Source organism: Streptomyces arenae (assembly GCF_022343545.1).
Classification (GTDB): Bacteria; Actinomycetota; Actinomycetes; order Streptomycetales; family Streptomycetaceae; genus Streptomyces; species Streptomyces humi.
Map to the genome: position 1 here is coordinate 48630 of NZ_JAKQYH010000047.1, position 17211 is coordinate 65840.

A 17211-nucleotide genomic window follows, 5' to 3' on the forward strand; every position below is an offset into this window, starting at 1 on the left:
CCGCCACAATGGAGGCGTGCCCTCCCACTCACGACGTCCCGTACTCCCGCCGGGGACGGTGACCGTTTCGGATGACAGTGCACGCACCACCTTGCTCCGGCGGGGCCTCGCCCTGGAATACGCCACTCTCGGCTGGAACGTGGTCGGCATCGTCGTCCTCGCCGTCGCCGCCCTCCGGGCCCGGTCGGTCGCGCTGGCCGGGTTCGGCCTGGACTCCCTGATCGAGATCGGCGCGTCGACCGTCGTCGTGTGGGAGCTGTCCGGCAGCGGTGCGGAGCGTCAGCGCCGGGGCCTGCGGCTGATCGGCTTCGCCTTCGCGGCCCTGGCCGGCTATCTGTTCGTGCAGTCCACCGTGGTCCTGGCCACCGGACATCGCGCGGGACACTCGCCTCTGGGCATCGTGTGGACCGCGGTCACCGCCGCCACGATGTTCGCGCTCGCCGCGGGCAAGGCCCGCACCGGCGCGGCGCTCGACAACCCGGTGCTGCGCACCGAGGGCCGGGTGACACTGATCGACGGACTGCTGGCCGCCGCCGTCCTCCTCGGCCTCGCGCTGAACGCCGCCCTGGGCTGGTGGTGGGCCGACCCCGTCGCCGGATACGTCCTCGTGTACTACGCGGTCCGGGAGGTCCGCGAGATCTTCTCCGGCGACCACTGACCCTCGGCTTCAACTCCGCTGGACTCGTCCACCACGGCCGCACTGGTGGCGGCGGTCGAGGACTACCGCGCCGCCACGGGTGCCGGTCTCCTCGCCGTGGGCCACGACCACGCCCTGCTGCGCCGCTGGCGCGACCGCGTCCTGTACCGGGACGAGGTCGCCGGTCCGGACATGGGAAGGCTCCCGCGGGCATCGGGCCTGCGGGAGCCTTCCGTTGTACCGCCTGCCACGTGAAGGGTGAGAAGACGATCACGAGCAGGACGTCTGCGTGGCGCCGCTACGGCGTCACGGCCTGAGCAGGAGGCTGTCGCCCCGCTCCTTGGCGGCGGCGTAGCGCTTGGCCACGTCCTGCCAGTTGACGACGGCCCACATGGCGTCGATGAAGTCGACCTTCTGGTTCTTGTACTGGAGGTAGAAGGCGTGCTCCCAGGCGTCGAAGACCAGGACCGGGGTGGCGCCCTGGCCGACGTTGCCCTGGTGGTCGTAGACCTGCTCGACGATCAGCCGGCCGCTGACCGGCTCGTGGGCGAGGACGCCCCAGCCGGAGCCCTGGGTGGTGGCGGCGGCCTTGGTGAGCTGGGCCTTGAAGCCCGCGAAGGAACCGAAGGACTCGGTGATCGCGTCGGCCAGGTCGCCCACCCCGTCCGCCGCCAGCGGCTCGCCGCCGCCGTCCTTCGGGCCGGTCATGTTCTGCCAGTAGATGCTGTGCAGGATGTGGCCGGAGAGGTGGAAGGCGAGATTCTTCTCCAGGCCGTTGATGGAGCCCCAGGTCTCCTTGTCGCGCGCCTCGGCCAGTTGCTCCAGCGTGTCGTTGGCGCCCTTGACGTAGGCCGCGTGGTGCTTGTCGTGGTGCAGCTCGATGATCTCGGGGCTGATGACCGGGGCCAGCGCCGAGTAGTCGTACGGAAGTTCCGGGAGCGTGTACACCGGCATGTCCAGCGTCCTCCGACTAATTGCGATCAGTGTGCAACTGCATGCTATCAGCAAGAAGTGTTCGTCACCGTTACGGCAGAGTCGCGAGAGGAGCGGCGACGCGAGCGGCGTACCTCAATAAGGGGCGGGCGCGGGGCTGACCGGCCTGCGGCCGGACTCCACGGGAGTACGGCTGCTCACCGAGCAGGGCATCAGGACGCCCAACACGAGGAGACGCTGAGGGCGGAAGCATGTTCGACCGCGAGGTGGACCGACTCATCGACCGGCACGCAGGCGTCCGGTGGGTCACCGGCAGAGGTGGCGGAGCCGTCCACGCCCCCGGTCCGCGCACCTTCTAGCGGGACCCCGTCGGCCCTGTGGTGCGGCAGAGGCTGAGGAAGGCCGTGTGGGTGCGCCAGCCGAGCGACTCGTACAGGGCGCGACCCTGGGTCGTCGCACCGAGGACGGCACGGGCGGCTCCCGAGGCCAGAGCCTGCTGCTGGAGCGCGCGCATGACGACGGAGCCGAGGCCGCGCCGCCGGTGAGCCGGGGTGGTGAGGATCTGGTCCGCCACCGCCACCTCCCCTGCCACGCCCATCTGCCCGCGCGCGGCGAGCGATCCGTCGGGAGCCGCGATCAGCACGCGGACGACGTCACCCCGGGTCCAGGTGCGCAGCACGTAGCCGGGCGGGAGCGTTCCAGGCGTGACCGGCGCCAGCTCGACGGACATGAGGAACGCCGCCTCGTCGGACGCCCACTCCGGTCCGAGCCATGCGCGGACCTGCGCTTCCGGCGCCTCGCACGGCTCGGGCAGGAAGACCTTGAGCCACCACCCCTCACCCCGTGCCTGCGCGGCGGCCTCGCGCACACGCGCCTCGTCCGCGTCGACGACCACATGTCGCGCCACCTGGGCCGGCTGTCCGACGTCGATGGTCCAGCCCCATGGCCGCGCCACGGGGTCGGACGCACCGCGCGACACCACCCAGCCGGAGACCCAGTCCTCCACGACAGACGCGCATGTAAGTGATGAAGTGGCCATGGGTCTATTACATCAGCGGGAGGAGGGAATTGCCAGGCCCGGCCGAACCGACCCCTTGGACACCCTCGACGCCTGGCCGACCGGGGCTCATCCAGTGCGCACCGGCGGGGAACCTGCACCGCCTCCCGCAGCCGTACCACCTCGTCGCTTCCTGCGTACGACAAGTACTCCGACGGCCACTGCCATTACGGCAGTTGCGGCCGAGGCGCCGACGACAGCGGTTCCCTGTCGCCCCAGGAAGCCGCTCGCCTGCTCCACCGGCGGGCTCGGCAGCCGTCGGCCCCGGCACGCCGCGGGCACCGGCGCCGCCTTCGCGCCCTCCGCCACCCGGAACAGGAAGCGGTTGGTCTGAGCGTCGCCGTCCACCGCCAGCACCGTGTAGGTGACGGAGTCGACGCCGGCCGGCAAGCCGCGCACGGTCGCGCACACGGTGGAGCCCGGGACCACGACGGGTTCACCGACGGGCACCGGTTTGCCGTCCGGGCCGGCCACGGAGACCTTGGGCACGGTTCCCTTCAGCAGACCGCCGAACGTCAGCGCGATGACCCGGGTACCGGTACCGACCTTGGCCCCGGGGGCCGGTGACGCCTCCTGGAGGGCGGTGTGGGCGTGGGCCGGCGTACCGGCGGCCGACAGCAGCGCGCACGCGGCCGCGCAGAGCACGGCCGGTGCCCTCAGAAGTCGAAGTCCGCGCATGCGATGCGGTTGTCGAGGGCGTCGCTCGGGTGGACCACGACGGCGACCGCTCCCTTGCCGGTCTTGCGGGTGTTGTTCACCGTGGTCAGCCCCATGCCCTTCGGGTCGGCCCGGAACATGAGGTGCACCTCGTTGGGCGGCTCGGCGGGGCCACCCTTGACGAACTGGAAGTGCTCGCCACCGTTGCCGGCCGAGCAGTGCTGGGCGTGCAGATGCGCCATGTAGGAGGCGCCCGGCTCCAGACCGGTCAACTTCACGGTGACGGTCGTGCCCTTCGCCCCCTGGGCGAGCCAGGCCGTGCCCTTCACGTGGTCGAGGCCGGGTGGCCGGGTGTCCAGCAGCTTGAACGTGCCTTCCACCACTGCGGCGTTGGGCAGCTTGTAGGCGGGCGTGGCCGACGGGTCCCCCATCGCCATGCCGGACATGTCGTCCATGTTGTGCGCGGAGGCGGTCGCTTTCGGCTTTCCGGCGGCGTGGTCGGACGATCCATCTCCGCAGCCGGCGAGCAGGGCTGCCACGGCGGTCACGAGAGCGGTGCCGAGGGCGAGCCGGGGCGTGCGGCGAAGAGGTCCGGACGCCGGCAGGGTGCCGGACGGGGAGGGACTGACAGACGTGCGGTAGTACATGGAACTCCCGATCGATGGGCAGGAGGGCATGCGCCGTCGCCCACACAGGCGGGCGGGCGCATACCGGGCCGGGTGAAGGGGCCGGAGCGCGCGAAAGCACGCACCTGACCCGGGAACGCACCGGCCCGTCGCCCAACCCCGTCAGGTCACACGGGACTTCAGAGGCGTACGGCGGAGAGCGGGCCGGTCGTCGACGGACGGAGAACTGCCGAACCGGCCCGTGGCGGGCCCCTGCGGATGACGGCGTGCCGCAGTACCGCGAAGGCGACGGGAGGCGCCTGCGTGGTGGCCGCGACCGGGCGGGCGACGCCGGAGCGCCGAGCCGGCACCCGGCCCGCGAGCATACGGCGGACGCGTCGGAGGGGCGCCAGCAGCGTGACGGCGAGGGCCCGGGCCAGCCGGTGGACCGCCGTCTCGCCGCGCCACAGCCACAGGCCGCACACCACGGCGGCCAGCAGATGCGCCAGGAACATCCCGGTGGAACCGTGGTGCGTCAGCGCAGACCGCGCCGACAGGGCGGACGCGGCACCCGCCGTACCCATGGGCGCCATCGCCATGTCCGCATGGCCGCCCATGCGCATGACCATTCCGGAACCGGAGAACGCCATCGCATGGTCCATGCCGGAGACGGCCGCCCGACCGGACACACCGGACGCGTTGGACGGCATCCGGACGACCATGTGGGCCAGGTCGAACCAGAGGTGCAGCAGAGCCTGTACGGCCGTCGTCGCCCCGACCACCGTGAGGGCACCGCGTTCACGGGCGGTCAGCCACCAGGCAGCCGTTCCCGTACCGGTGAACGCCGCCCCCAGGGCCCACCAGGGCAGCAGGTCGCCTGACATCAGGGCGTGACCGAGGGCCGTCGTCACCACGCAGACGGCGGCGAAGACGCCCGCCCGCAGCGGGCGCAGGCCAACGCCCCGCGCTGCGACCGACGTCGGGGTCACGGGCAACTCCTGTCACGATTGGGCTTGTTGCCTCATACGGAGGGGAACGTCCCGGCGTTCACTCGCGACACGCACGTTGATCAGCCACAGCGCCGGATCGATTCCGCTGGTGACACCGTGCGAGCGGCTGCGCCTCGTACGTGATCCGGACGACGCCGTCGGCGTGCCGTTCGGTGCGGGCCCGGACGCCGAAGACGGCGGCGAGGGCCCCCGGGGTGAGGACCTCCAGAACCGGTCCCGCCGCCACCACGGTTCCCTCGTGCAGGACGACCAGGTGGTCGCAGAGGCGGGCGGCGAGGTCGAGGTCGTGCAGGACGGCGAGGGTGGTGACGCCGGTGGCACGGATGAGGTCGAGGAGTTCGAACCGCGCCCGGATGTCGAGGTGGTTGGTGAGTTCGTCCAGGACGAGCAGTTGCGGGTCCTGGGCCAACGCGCGGGCCAGCAGGACGCGTTGGCGTTCGCCGCCGGACAGGGAGGCGTAGTCGCGGTCCGCGAAGGGCCGTACGCCGCAGCGGTCGACGGCGTCCGACACGGCCGCGTGGTCCTCGGCTCCGTCGCGGCCCAGCAGGGCGGTCAGGGGCAGCAGGCGGCGGTGGTCGGCGCCGGTGGTGAGGCGCACCAGGTGCGGGATCATCAGGCCGACGAAGCCGATGCGGCCGGCGACGGCGATGACAGTGCCGGTGAGCAGCGCGCTGAGGACCAGCAGGACGGCCCGCAGCCGGTTGACGTCGACGCCGAGGGCGGTGGCGGACTCGTCGCCCGCCAGCAGCACGTTGAGGCGCCGGCCGAAGAGGGCGAGGAGCGCGGTCGTGACGAGCACCACCGCGGCGACCGTGGGGACCTGGTCCCACTGGGCGCCCGCGACACTGCCCAGGTTGATCGACATGCGGGCTCCTCTGCGTGCGGGGTGTGCTGCCGGTCTTCTGCGTGGTTCTGGTGCAGTAGTCGGGGCGCGACGACCGTGAGTTCCCGCTGTTCTCCGGCAATTGCCCAACCCACCAAAGGAGTTGCCGCCCTCCCGGGGGCAGCGGAGTTGGTGCTCCCCGTCGGGGAGCACCAACCGCTCGCGTCAGGCAGCCAGGGCGGGCCGTGTCTCGGCGTCCCGGAGCTGCCGTTCCAGAGCCGCGCGGGCGCGCGACACCCGGGAGCGGACGGTTCCGACGGGGCAGCCGGTGAAGGCGGCCGCCTCCTCGTAGGACAGGCCGACGACCTGGGTGAGGACGAACGCCTCACGGCGTTCGGCGGGCAGCGCGGCCAGCAGGTCGAGCAGGGCCACGCCTTCGTCGAAGCCCGGCACGTCACGCGGCTGGGTGCGCTCGACGGTCGTCTGCCAGTCAGGGGTGTCGGTGAGCCGCGGGCGGGTGGCGGCGTACCGGAAACTGTCGGCCACCGCGCGACGGGCGATGGACAGCAGCCAGGTACGGGCCGAGGCCCTGCCCTCGAAGCCGTGCAGGCTGCCGAAAGCTCGCGCGAAGGTGTCCTGGGTGAGGTCGTGGGCGGTCTGGGGATCACCGCTGAGGTGGACGACGTAGCACAGCACGTCGTGGTGGAGCGCGCGGACGAAGTGCTCGGCCGCGCGGGTGTCGCCGCCACGGGCGGCCAGCGCCCAGGCGGTCGCCGCCGCGTCAGCCGAGGCGCGCGTCGTCCGCGTCGTCCGCGTCGGCCGTGTCGTCCGGGGAGCGGGCAGGACGGAAACAGTCACGTGATGTCCCTCTCGGGTCGTCCGGGGCCGGCCGCTGAGAGCGGCGGCGCACCGGGACTTGGGGTGCGGCCGTACGCGGTGGGTACGGCCGTGTCCGGGGCCCGTCGGAGGTGAAGCGCACGGCGGCACGCGGAGGTGCCGGGGTGAAGCGCCGCAACAGGAGGGAACTGCGCGCGAACGCGGCAGGACGGAAGGCCAGACGTGGGGCCCCGGTGGTTCCGGCTGTCTCAGGCGACAGCGGCACCCGTGGGCGGGGCCCGAGAGGTGAGGGAGCAGCAGAGCAGAAGCCGTACCGGAGCCGGCACGTCGGTGGCGCGGCGCCTGCCCGCGAGCGGGCGAGGGAGCGGCGCGGGCCCGGCCAGCAGCATCCGCAGCGGGGCCACCAGCCGGGTGGCGGCGGCCCGCAGGACGCTGAAGAACGCACGCTCGCCGTACGCGAGCCAGAGCCCGCAGAGGATGGCGGCCAGGAGGTGCGCGGCGAACATGCCGTACGAGGCGCTCCCGCCCATACCGGCCATGCCGTGCGTGTGTGCGTGCTGGACACCGGTCATCGCATGCGTCATGGAGCCCATGTCCATCGGGTCCATGTGCGCGGAGCCCATGTGCGTGAAGCCCATGTGCATGGAGCCCATGTGCATGCCGCTCATGTCCATGGAGTCCTGGGCGCGGGCCGAGGGGCCCTGTCCCGGAGTGCCCGCGGTGGTGAGCGTCTGCGCAAGGGAGAACGCCTCGTGGAGCACCGCCTGTGCCGCTGTCACGACCGTGACGATCAGCGTGCGTCCGCGCTCACGTCCGGCCAGCAGCCAGCCGGCCGTACCGGTTCCGGCCGCGCCGGCCGCCATGGCCCACCAGGGCACGGAGGTACCCGACATGATCACGTGGCCGAGGGCGGCGAGCAGCACGCAGACGGCGGCGAACACACCGGCCCGCAGTGCACGGCACCACCCTCGGACAGTCATGGCCCGCCCATCCTCGCACCCGGTGTCCGCTCGTCGTCAGGGGGTACGTGCGGGCACCCGCCCTCCGACTCACCGGCCACACGGTGACGCACATCACACACCATGGCCGGGAACTCGGGGGCCGGCCGGCACGACTACTGGAACGAGAAGCTCCCAGGACGCGCCACCACGGCAAGCACCCTCACCCGTCCACTGCGCCGGAACCAGGGTGAAGGGCACCAGATCGCCCGGACTCCAACTCCGCTTCCCGGTAGGAGCGGACAGCGTCAGGTCCACTCCCCGCGGCGACATCGCGAGGCTGCCGCCCGCCGGTATCCCGACGGCGTCGACGTCGGCACGGTAGGCCCCGTTCCCGTCGTTCATGCGGTCCCGGGCGAGCGTGATGCCGCCCGGGACGTCGCGCGAGGTCACCCGTATCAGGCTGTCGGCCGAGCCGCCCCGGTTGGCCATGTGAAAGAACGCAGCCGTCTCCGCGACCCCGGCGGACGGCAGCAGGACGCGCCCTTCGGTGACGGTCATGCGCGCCGGGCTGCCCGCTCCGCCGCCGCCGGTCCCCCAGCGCCCTGGGCATCCACTTCACAGCACAGCCGCCTTCCCGGATCGCGCCCATCGCCCCCGTCGCCCGCGCCGACTCCTCCGTTCCCTCCGCTTCCGGCGCTTCCGGTCCCGTGCATGCCGGGGGCCACCGGTCCGGCGGCCGACCCGACGGCGTACGACACCGAGAACACGAGCACGAGCAGCAACAGGAAGCCGCAGAGCGCCAGGGGCGGCGACGGTCCCCGGGCCGGCGCACCGGCGGGGAGGAACGGTTGTCGGAACTCGGCCATGCCCGACCTTCCTGGTCGCATCGAACCGCCATTCGAGGAACGGCCGTCGAAGCCGTACCGCTCCAGTAGTCGGCTCGCCGGAGCACCGAGTTCCCGCAGCCAAACGTGACGCGCGCCACTTCGCGAGTCATGGGAGTGGCAGGCGCTCCTGCGATGGAACCCAGCACACGCCCCGGAACTTCCGGCCCCGTCCAGCCGACTGTTGTGGAGACGGGAACGGACTCGACAACCGCCCCCGTACACCCGTAAGCCCACCGACCCCCGTTGGCATCCAGGAGTTGCGCCATGGCACAGAAGCAGTACAACGTCACCGGCATGAGCTGCGAGCACTGCGCGGCGAGCATCAGGGAAAAGGTTTCCGAGGTGCCAGGCGTGAGCGAGGTCGTGGTCGACGTCGCCGCCAAGTCCGTCACCGTGCACGGAACGGACCTCGACGACAGCCGGCTCCGCGCCGCGATCGTCGAGGCGGGGTACGGCGTCACCGACACGGTCGCCGCCTGAGCGCCTGAGTCTCCGAGGACACGCGAGCGCGCAGGAAAGGCCGGGCAGGACACGTCAGCCGTCCTGCCCGGCCTTCCTCGTCAACCGCACGCGTGGGCCTCGGCGCTCCTCGCGGCCTCAGACCGCCAGGGCAGCAGCGTTCTCCGGCGCCTCCGCCTCCTCCAACAGCTCGATCAGAGCCGCGCGGGCACGGGCGACGCGGGAGCGGACCGTGCCGATCGCACAGTCGCCGACCTCGGCGACCTCTTCGTAGGGCAGGCCGAGCAGTTGGGTGAGGACGAACGCCTCACGGCGTTCGCCCGGCAGCGCGTCCAGGAGATCCAGCAGCGCGATGCCGTCGTCGAAGCCCGGCAGATCACGCGGCTGCGCGAGCTCGACGGCCAGCTGCCAGTCCGGTACGTCGCTCGGACGCGGCCGGGCCGCGGCGTGCCGGTAGCTGTCGATCACCGCGCGGCGGGCGATGGACAGCAGCCACGAGCGGGCCGAGGAACGCCCCTCGAACAGATGCAGGCTGCCGAGCGCCCGCAGAAACGTGTCCTGTGCCAGGTCGTCCACGGCCTGGGGGTCGCCGCACAACTGGGCGACGTAGCGCCGGACGTCCCGGTGCAGGGCGCCGACGAACTGCTCGACCGCCTCGGTGTCACCGCGTCCGGCGGCCAGCGCCCACGCGGTGATCGATGCGTCGAGAGCCGCCGTCCTGCCGTTCCTGGCACGCACGGCGGGCAGGGCAGAGGTGATCACCTGATGTCCTTCTCGGTTCGACCTTGATCCGGACCAGGGCGCGAAGACGCGGGGGTCCGGTGAAGTGGGAGACGGCCTACGCCCCGGTGACGCCGCGGAGCTGCGGCACTGCGGAGTCGTACGGCCGTGGCCCGAGGCACCACGACAGGGGCGGCCCCGGGAAACCAGCTGTCCTCAGACGACAGCGGCCCGCACAGGCGGGCCCCGGGAAGTGATCGCGTGAACGAGAAGACGCGGATACGGCGCCCGGTCCGCATCGCGCCGACGCGGGTGGCCGAGCGGGCGGTACGCGGCACCGGGCAGGGTGAGCAGCAGTCGCAGCGGCGCGGTCAGCCATCCGGCCACCGCCCGCATGATGCGGAAGGCGGCCTTCTCGCCGTACGCCAGCCACACACCGCACAGCAGCGCCGCCACCAGGTGGACGGCGACCATGCCGGCCGAAGGAGCAACCATGCCGGACGAAGGGGAGGTGCCGGCCATCAAGTGGCCCGGACTGTCCATGTGCCGCATGTGCTCCATGGGGACCATGCCCGTGGTGTCACCGCGCATCGAGCTCATGTGCAGGGAAGCCGCGGTGCCGGACGCCACGGCCACCGACCGCGCGAACAAGAACCCCTCGTGCAGCACAGCCTGGGCGGCGACCACGGCCCCCACCACCGGCAGCGGCCCCCGCTCACGCCCCGTCAGGCACCAGCCGACGGCGCCGGTCACGGCGACCCCGGCGGCCAGCGCCCGGACGGGCACCTCGCTGCCGGACATCAGCACGTGGCCCAGGGCAGCGAGCAGCACGCACACGGCCGCGAACACCGCAGCCCGTAACGCGCGCGAACTCCACCCGGCTGTCATGGCGCCACATCCTGGCACCCGGGCAGCGGTCGGCAGGGCCGACGCACGGAAACCCACAGGTGTTTCCACCCAACCCACAGCATGTGACCCGGATCACGGAAAACGCCCGGAACTCACGACCCCTTGGCCCCGACTCCTTGTACGAGTCGGACCTCTGCGAGCACGCCGATTCACCTGGCTCGACCAGGCCGGCATCGCGCCTGACACCCCGCCAGAACAGGCGTCGAACGGGCGTCAAGACACCTCGGAGAGCGTCATCGCAGCGTCAGGACATCGCCCGTAACGCGCACACCGCACGTACCGCACATCACCCGAACCCGCAGGTCAGACAGCCTTTCCGGCCGGCTCCAGAATCGCCACGCACTCCACATGGTGCGTCATCGGGAACAGGTCGAACGCGCGCAGTGTGCGTACCCGGTAGCCGCCGTCCCGGAAGTACGCCAGGTCGCGGGCCAGGGCCGCCGGGTCGCAGGCCACGTAGGCGATGCGGCGGGCGCCGAGGGACGACAGGTGTTCCACCGTCCTGCGGCCCGCGCCCGCGCGGGGCGGGTCGAGGACGATCAGGTCGACCTCGGTGATGCCGGTGCGCGGGAGGACCGACTCGACCTTGCCCTGCTCCACGCGGACCCGCGGGAAGTCGGCGAGGTTGTGGCGGGCGTCCTCGACCGCGCGCTTGCCGGACTCGATGCCGAGGACCGCGCCCTTCTCACCGAGGCGGTCGGCGAGCGCGCCGGCGAAGAGGCCGACGCCGCAGTAGAGGTCGAGGGCCATCTCGCCCTTGCGCGGCAGGAGACCCTGCATGACCGCGGTGACCAGGGTGTCCGCCGCCTTCGGGTGGACCTGCCAGAAGCCGCCGCTGCCGACCCGGTGGGTACGCCCGTCGGCACGCTCGCGCACGAACGCGCGGCCGTGGACGCGGTGGATTCCGCCGTCGTGTTCGTCGACCCGCATGACGGAGACGGGCCGGTCGAGTTCGACCAGGGGGAGGCGGGCGCCGGGGCGGGGCTCCAGGATCACCATGCGGTCCTGGGAGCCGGTCGCGGCGATCGCGTCGACCGAGACCATGCCCGACCAGTCGCGTTCCTCGATGCCCAGTTCGCTGACGCCCGGCGCCGCGATCATGCAGTGCTCGATCGGCTCCACCTCGTGCGAGCGGTGCCGGCGCAGTCCCGCGTTGCCGTCGGCGTCGACGGCGTACTGCACCCGGGTCCGCCACTGCGGCACCTCACCGGCGGGCAGCTTGTCGCCCTCGGCCGGCATGACGGTGCCGTCCCAGCCGACGTCCTCGGGCGTGAGGCCCGCGAGCCGCTGTAGCTGCTCGGCGATCACCTCGCCCTTGAGGCGGCGCTGGGCGCCCGGCTTGGCGTGCTGCCAGTCGCAGCCGCCGCAGCGGCCGGGACCGGCGTAGGGGCAGGGGGCCTCGACCCGGTCCTTGGACGCCTCCACGATCTCGACCGCGTCGGCGCGCAGGAAACGGGCCCCCTCCTCGCCCTCGGTCACCCTGGCCACGACCCGCTCGCCGGGCAGCGTGTGCCGGACGAACAGAACCTGGCCCTCGGCGGTGCGGGCGATGCAGTGCCCGCCGTGCGCGACCGGGCCGACCTCGACCTCGTACTCCGTCCCCACCAGCGATTTCCTCGGTTCTGCCTGCATGGCGGGGTGACTCCAGATCGGGGGGGAGGGAAACGGCCCGGGCACGGACCGACGACAGCCCACCAGTCTACGTGCTCCGGCGAACCCCTAGTTACTGCCGCTGTGCTCCTTCGCCCGCTGCTCCGCCGGACCACGCCGTACCGAACCCGGCGCGTTCCACTCCTGCCGCTTGCGGGCCCGCTTCTTCGCCGCCTCCGAGGACGCCAGCTGGTAGGGCACGGAGGTCACCATCACGCCCGGCGTGAACAGCAGCCGGCCCTTCAGCCGCAGCGCGCTCTGGTTGTGCAGGAGGTGCTCGTACCAGTGGCCGACGACGTACTCCGGGATGATCACGGACACCGCGTCCCGCGGGGACTGGGCGCGCAGGCCCTTGACGTACTCGATGATCGGGCGGGTGATCTCGCGGTACGGCGAGTCGAGGACCTTCAGCGGCACGTCTATCCCGCGCCGCTCCCACTCCTCGCGCAGCGCCTTCGTCTCGGCCGGGTCGACGTTGACGGTGAGCGCCTCCAGGGTGTCCGAGCGCATCAGCTTGGCGTAGGCGAGGGCCCGCAGGGTGGGACGGTGGATCTTGGAGATCAGGACCACCGAGTGCACGCGGGACGGCCGTACCAGGTCGTCGTCGGGCTCCTGGGGGGCCGAGATCTCCTCGGAGACCCGGTCGTAGTGCTTACGGATCGCGGTCATCGTGGCGTAGAAGATGCACATGCCGAGCAGCGCCACCCAGGCGCCGTGGGTGAACTTCGTGACCAGGACGACGACCAGCACCAGGCCGGTGAAGAAGGCGCCGAAGGCGTTGATCGCGCGGGAGCGGATCATGTGGCTGCGCTTGGCCGCGTCCTTCTCCACCGCCAGGTGCCGGTTCCAGTGCCGGACCATGCCGGTCTGGCTGAGCGTGAAGGACACGAACACGCCGACGATGTACAGCTGGATCAGGCGCGTCGAGTCGGCGCCGTAGATGACCACCAGCAGGGCGGCGGCGCCGGCGAGCAGCACGATGCCGTTGGAGAAGGCGAGGCGGTCGCCGCGGGTGTGCAGCTGGCGCGGCAGGTAGCGGTCCTGGGCGAGGATCGAGCCGAGCAGCGGGAAGCCGTTGTACGCGGTGTTGGCGGCCAGGAAGAGGACGAGGGCGGTGGCGGCGGCGAGCAGCACGAACAGGAAGCTGCCCTTGCCGAAGACGGCCTCGGCGACCTGGGAGATCACCGGGTTCTGGACGTAGCCGGAGCCGATCGGGACACCGTTGTGGATCAGGTCGGTCGCCGGGTTCTCGGCCATCCGGACCTTGGTGACGGCGGCGAGCGCGATGATGCCGCAGAACATCGTGACCGCCAGCAGGCCCATCATGGCCAGCGTGGTCGCCGCGTTCTTCGACTTCGGCTTGCGGAAGGCGGGAACGCCGTTGGAGATGGCCTCGACGCCGGTGAGCGCGGCACAGCCGGAGGAGAAGGCGCGCAGCAGGAGGAAGACCAGGGCGAAGCCCGCGAGCCCCTGGTGCTCCGCCTTGATGTGGTAGGCCGCGGTCGGGGCGCGCATCGTGTCGCCCAGCACCAGACCCCGGAAGGCGCCCCACGCGATCATGATGAAGACGCCGCCGACGAACACGTACGTCGGGATCGCGAAGAGCTTGCCGGACTCCTTCACGCCGCGCAGGTTCATCAGGGTGAGCAGCACGATCACGGTGACCGCGCAGAACACCTTGTGCTCGACGACGAAGGGGACCGCGGAGCCGAGGTTCTCGATGCCGGAGGCGATGGAGACGGCGACGGTCAGGACGTAGTCGACGAGCAGCGCGCTGGCGACGGTGAGGCCCGCCTTGGGGCCGAGGTTGGTGGTGGCGACCTCGTAGTCACCGCCGCCGCTCGGGTAGGCGTGCACGTTCTGCCGGTAGGAGGCGACCACCGTGAACATCAGCACGACGACCGCGACGGCGATCCAGGGGCTGAAGTGGTACGCCGACACACCCGCGATGGACAGGACCAGCAGGACCTCCCCCGGCGCGTAGGCGACGGAGGACAGCGGGTCGGAAGCGAAGACGGGAAGCGCGATGCGCTTCGGCAGGAGCGTTTCACCCAGCCGGTCGCTGCGCAGAGCCCGCCCGATCAGGATCCGTTTGGGCACGTCGGTCAGTTTGGACACGAGAGAGGATCGTAGGCCTTCCACCTGGCAGGTCTCCAGCCGCAGTACCGGATCTGCCTCACGGGTGAAAAAGGAGACGTATGGAACTACGGATTCCGCAGCCTACGCCCGATCCGTGCCTAGATGGCAGACCCCGCCCGTCATCGCACTTCGGAGGTCTTATGCCCGCTACCGCTGAGCTGATCGGCGCCGCGGTCGCGCTCGTCGGCCTCGGAATCCTCACTGCCTGGAGCGTGCGCAGCATCACTCGGCGATGAGCGCGGCACAGGGGTGCCCGGCCGGGACGGTGCGTGTGTAGCTTGGGCCTCGGTCTGAGACCCTGATGTGGCTGAGCAGTAACTTTTGGACACCGGAAGGACGGTCGTGCACATCGTCATCATGGGCTGCGGCAGAGTGGGTTCCGCTCTCGCCCAGACCCTGGAGCAACAGGGGCACACGGTCGCCGTGATCGACCAGGACCCCACCGCCTTCCGCAGGCTGGGCCCGGGGTTCGGCGGTCGCCGGGTCACCGGGGTCGGCTTCGACCAGGACACCCTGCGTGAAGCGGGTATCGAGGAGGCCGGTGCCTTCGCCGCCGTCTCCAGCGGCGACAACTCCAACATCATCTCCGCGCGGGTGGCCCGCGAGATGTTCGGCGTGGAGAACGTCGCGGCCCGGATCTACGACCCCCGCCGTGCCGAGGTCTACCAGCGCCTCGGTATCCCGACCGTCGCCACGGTCCGCTGGACCGCCGACCAGATGCTGCGCCGGCTGCTGCCCTCGGGGGCGGAGCCGCTGTGGCGCGACCCCACCGGCGGGGTCCAGCTCGCCGAGGTGCACGCCTCCCCGAAGTGGGTCGGGCACAAGATCAGCAAGTTGCAGGAGGAGACGGGGGTCCGGGTGGCGTTCCTGACCCGGCTCGGCGAGGCCATGCTGCCCACCTCGCAGAYGGTGCTGCAGGAGGGCGATCTGGTGCACGTGATGATGCGGACGGACGACGTCGACAAGGTCGAGGCCGCCTTCGCCGGGGGTCCGGACGAGGAGGGCGGTCACTGATGAGGGTCGCCATTGCCGGGGCCGGCGCCGTCGGCCGCTCCATCGCGGGCGAGCTGCTGGAGAACGGCCACGAGGTCCTGCTGATCGACAAGGCCCCGACCGCCATCTCGGTGGAGCGGGTCCCGCAGGCGGAGTGGCTGCTGGCCGACGCCTGCGAGATCACCTCGCTGGACGAGGCGGCGTTGCAGCGCTGCAACGTCGTGATCGCCGCGACGGGCGACGACAAGGTGAACCTGGTCGTCTCGCTCCTCGCGAAGACGGAGTACGGCGTTCCGCGCGTCGTCGCCCGGGTGAACAACCCGAAGAACGAGTGGCTGTTCAACGAGGCCTGGGGCGTGGACGTCGCCGTCTCCACCCCGCGTCTGATGTCGGCCCTGGTCGAGGAGGCGGTGAGCGTCGGCGACCTGGTCCGGCTGCTGCGCTTCAGCCACGGCGACGCCAACCTCGTCGAGCTGACCCTCCCCGAGGAGTCGGCGCTGGCCGGGACCCAGGTCGGTGACGTGGCGTGGCCGGAGGACACCTCCCTGGTCACGATCATCCGCGGCACCCGGGTGCTCACCCCCTCCCGGGAGGACTCCCTGGAGGCGGGCGACGAACTCCTCTTCGTGGCGGCGCAGGCCCGCGAGGAGCAGTTGGAGGACCTGCTGTCGGTCCGGCGCGAGGACAGCTGACGCGGACAAGAACGAACCCGCCCGCCTCTCGACTCACCGAGTCGAGAGGCGGGCGGGCGAGGTCTCGGGGGTCCGGGGGCGGAGCCCCCGGGGACGGTCATCCCTCGCGACGGTGCCGCGCACCCGCGGCCCCAGCCGCGGCTTGGTTTTCCTCGGCGGCCTTCTCCTCCGCCGCCTTCTCCTCCGCCTCCATCTCCGCGAAGACGTCGATCGGCGCCGGCGCCTTCGCCAGGAAGACCCAGGTCAGCCAGACGGCGAGCAGGAACGGCGGGATCTTCAACGCGACCAGCACCCAGCCGAGCTGGGCGGCGTTCGCCCACCAGTACAGCGGGAAGAGGATCGCGCACTTGGCGAGCAGGATCAGGCCCCACGCCCAGCTGGCCTTGGCGTACGCCTTCTTGCGGCCGGGGTTGCGGGTGCGCCAGGACAGGTTCTCCTTGAAGACCGGGCCGAGGATCAGGCCGATCAGCGGGACCCCGCACAGGGTGGTGACGATGTACGCCAGCGCCAGGCCCAGCGTGTAGAGCATGCCGGGCAGGTAGAAGTCCTTGGCGTTGCCGGTCATCATCGCGAAGACGACACCGAAGGCGACCCCGAAGACACCGCTGAAGGCGTGCTTGACGGTGTCCCTCATGGCGAGCCGCACCACGACCAGCACCACGGAGACCGCGAGGGCGGCGATCGCCGACCAGTGCAGGTCCTTGTTGATGGTGAAGATCGTGACGAACAGCAGGCCGGGCAGGACCGTCTCGACCATGCCGCGTACCCCGCCGAAGGCCTCGAACAGCGCGGCCTCGGTCACGGCCCGCGCGTCGGCCTCCGTCTGCGTGTCTTCGGTCGGCTTGTCGAGCGACGTCACCGGCTACTCCCTACCGAGGGGTCTCAGTTCGTACTTGGGATTGAACAGCACCCGGCGGCCCCGGCTCAGCGAGATCCGGCCCGATGCGATCAGCCTGCGCCCCGGTTCTATGCCGACGATGGAGCGCCTGCCGAGCCACACCACGTCCAGTGCGGCGGAGCCGTCGAACAGTTCGGCCTCCAGGGCCGGGACTCCGGCGCGCGGCCGCAGGGTGACCGTGCGCAAGGTACCAGTAACGGTGACGATCTGCCGGTCCTGACAGTCACCGATCCGGGTGCAGCCCGCCGTGTCGGCGTCCTCGCGCAGCTCCTCCGACTCCAGGTCCTCCTGCGACGAGGAGAGCCGGTCGAGCATGCGCCGGAACCGGCCGGCCGGCTTTTCGGGACGAGGAACAGCACTCATG

Annotated in this window: 19 protein-coding genes and 1 pseudogene; 5 read left to right on the plus strand and 15 right to left on the minus strand. The window is 71.4% G+C overall.

Going from position 1 to position 17211, the window contains the following annotated elements; all coding sequences use genetic code 11:
- The first annotated feature begins 91 nt into the window (after window positions 1–91).
- Together MB828_RS20705 and MB828_RS20710 are read left to right on the plus strand one after the other, a co-directional pair.
- Complete coding sequence (locus MB828_RS20705; protein ID WP_301649499.1) at window positions 92–658, plus strand: cation transporter; 567 nt, start codon at window positions 92–94, stop codon at window positions 656–658.
- Between the two features lie 18 nt (window positions 659–676).
- Window positions 677–892: pseudogene (locus MB828_RS20710) on the plus strand (hypothetical protein); the annotation flags it as partial.
- 51 nt (window positions 893–943) lie between these two features.
- Here the strand turns inward: MB828_RS20710 and MB828_RS20715 are convergent.
- The 9 genes from MB828_RS20715 to MB828_RS20755 form a co-directional block, all read right to left on the minus strand.
- Window positions 944–1591 carry a superoxide dismutase gene (locus MB828_RS20715; RefSeq protein ID WP_301649500.1) on the minus strand — a complete coding sequence of 216 codons (648 nt, stop codon included), beginning with the start codon at window positions 1589–1591 and terminating at the stop codon, window positions 944–946.
- A gap of 334 nt (window positions 1592–1925) precedes the next feature.
- The gene (locus MB828_RS20720) at window positions 1926–2576 is read right to left on the minus strand and encodes a GNAT family N-acetyltransferase (RefSeq protein WP_301649501.1); all 651 of its coding nucleotides are present in this window, start codon (window positions 2574–2576) and stop codon (window positions 1926–1928) included.
- A 120-nt stretch (window positions 2577–2696) separates the two neighbouring features.
- A complete protein-coding gene (locus tag MB828_RS20725; RefSeq protein WP_301649502.1) occupies window positions 2697–3305 on the minus strand; it encodes a copper resistance CopC family protein in 609 nt (202 codons plus the stop codon).
- Entirely contained in the window at window positions 3284–3931 is a 648-nt protein-coding gene (locus MB828_RS20730) for a superoxide dismutase family protein (protein ID WP_301649503.1), read from the minus strand. The genes MB828_RS20725 and MB828_RS20730 overlap by 22 nt, the downstream gene beginning before the upstream one ends.
- Window positions 3932–4089: 158 nt before the next feature.
- The gene (locus MB828_RS20735) at window positions 4090–4878 is read right to left on the minus strand and encodes a hypothetical protein (RefSeq protein ID WP_301649504.1); all 789 of its coding nucleotides are present in this window, start codon (window positions 4876–4878) and stop codon (window positions 4090–4092) included.
- 58 nt (window positions 4879–4936) lie between these two features.
- Entirely contained in the window at window positions 4937–5764 is an 828-nt protein-coding gene (locus MB828_RS20740; RefSeq protein WP_301649505.1) for an iron chelate uptake ABC transporter family permease subunit, read from the minus strand.
- Between the two features lie 183 nt (window positions 5765–5947).
- Entirely contained in the window at window positions 5948–6580 is a 633-nt protein-coding gene (locus MB828_RS20745; protein WP_430381406.1) for a sigma-70 family RNA polymerase sigma factor, read from the minus strand.
- Window positions 6581–6807: 227 nt separating this feature from the next.
- Entirely contained in the window at window positions 6808–7539 is a 732-nt protein-coding gene (locus tag MB828_RS20750; RefSeq protein WP_301649506.1) for a hypothetical protein, read from the minus strand.
- A gap of 93 nt (window positions 7540–7632) precedes the next feature.
- Complete coding sequence (locus MB828_RS20755; RefSeq protein ID WP_301649507.1) at window positions 7633–8058, minus strand: copper chaperone PCu(A)C; 426 nt, start codon at window positions 8056–8058, stop codon at window positions 7633–7635.
- Between the two features lie 593 nt (window positions 8059–8651).
- On the opposite strand from MB828_RS20755, the gene MB828_RS20765 reads away from it, so the two are divergent.
- Complete coding sequence (locus tag MB828_RS20765; protein ID WP_133028063.1) at window positions 8652–8867, plus strand: heavy-metal-associated domain-containing protein; 216 nt, start codon at window positions 8652–8654, stop codon at window positions 8865–8867.
- A 117-nt stretch (window positions 8868–8984) separates the two neighbouring features.
- Here MB828_RS20765 and MB828_RS20770 read toward each other — a convergent pair whose 3' ends face one another.
- The 4 genes from MB828_RS20770 to MB828_RS20785 all read right to left on the minus strand — a co-directional run bounded on the left by MB828_RS20770 (window position 8985) and on the right by MB828_RS20785 (window position 14243).
- Window positions 8985–9608 (minus strand): sigma-70 family RNA polymerase sigma factor, encoded by a 624-nt coding sequence (locus tag MB828_RS20770; protein WP_301649509.1) that lies wholly within the window; start codon window positions 9606–9608, stop codon window positions 8985–8987.
- Window positions 9609–9782: 174 nt separating this feature from the next.
- On the minus strand, window positions 9783–10454 hold the full coding sequence (locus MB828_RS20775) for a hypothetical protein (protein ID WP_301649510.1): 672 nt from the start codon (window positions 10452–10454) through the stop codon (window positions 9783–9785).
- 324 nt (window positions 10455–10778) lie between these two features.
- Window positions 10779–12107: a class I SAM-dependent RNA methyltransferase gene (locus MB828_RS20780; protein WP_301649511.1), complete on the minus strand. Its 1329-nt coding sequence runs from the start codon at window positions 12105–12107 to the stop codon at window positions 10779–10781.
- Window positions 12108–12194: 87 nt separating this feature from the next.
- Window positions 12195–14243 (minus strand): APC family permease, encoded by a 2049-nt coding sequence (locus MB828_RS20785; RefSeq protein WP_133028073.1) that lies wholly within the window; start codon window positions 14241–14243, stop codon window positions 12195–12197.
- Between the two features lie 363 nt (window positions 14244–14606).
- Between MB828_RS20785 and MB828_RS20790 the strand changes: the two genes are divergently transcribed.
- Together MB828_RS20790 and MB828_RS20795 are read left to right on the plus strand one after the other, a co-directional pair.
- Window positions 14607–15278 carry a potassium channel family protein gene (locus MB828_RS20790; protein ID WP_301649512.1) on the plus strand — a complete coding sequence of 224 codons (672 nt, stop codon included), beginning with the start codon at window positions 14607–14609 and terminating at the stop codon, window positions 15276–15278.
- Entirely contained in the window at window positions 15278–15949 is a 672-nt protein-coding gene (locus tag MB828_RS20795; protein WP_046728710.1) for a potassium channel family protein, read from the plus strand. Before MB828_RS20790 ends, MB828_RS20795 begins: the two co-directional genes overlap by 1 nt.
- Before the next feature lie 97 nt (window positions 15950–16046).
- Here the strand turns inward: MB828_RS20795 and MB828_RS20800 are convergent, their stop codons facing one another.
- The gene (locus MB828_RS20800) at window positions 16047–16808 is read right to left on the minus strand and encodes a DUF3159 domain-containing protein (RefSeq protein WP_301649513.1); all 762 of its coding nucleotides are present in this window, start codon (window positions 16806–16808) and stop codon (window positions 16047–16049) included.
- Between the two features lie 3 nt (window positions 16809–16811).
- Window positions 16812–17210 carry an OB-fold nucleic acid binding domain-containing protein gene (locus tag MB828_RS20805; RefSeq protein WP_071659509.1) on the minus strand — a complete coding sequence of 133 codons (399 nt, stop codon included), beginning with the start codon at window positions 17208–17210 and terminating at the stop codon, window positions 16812–16814.
- Between the last annotated feature and the right edge of the window lies 1 nt (window position 17211).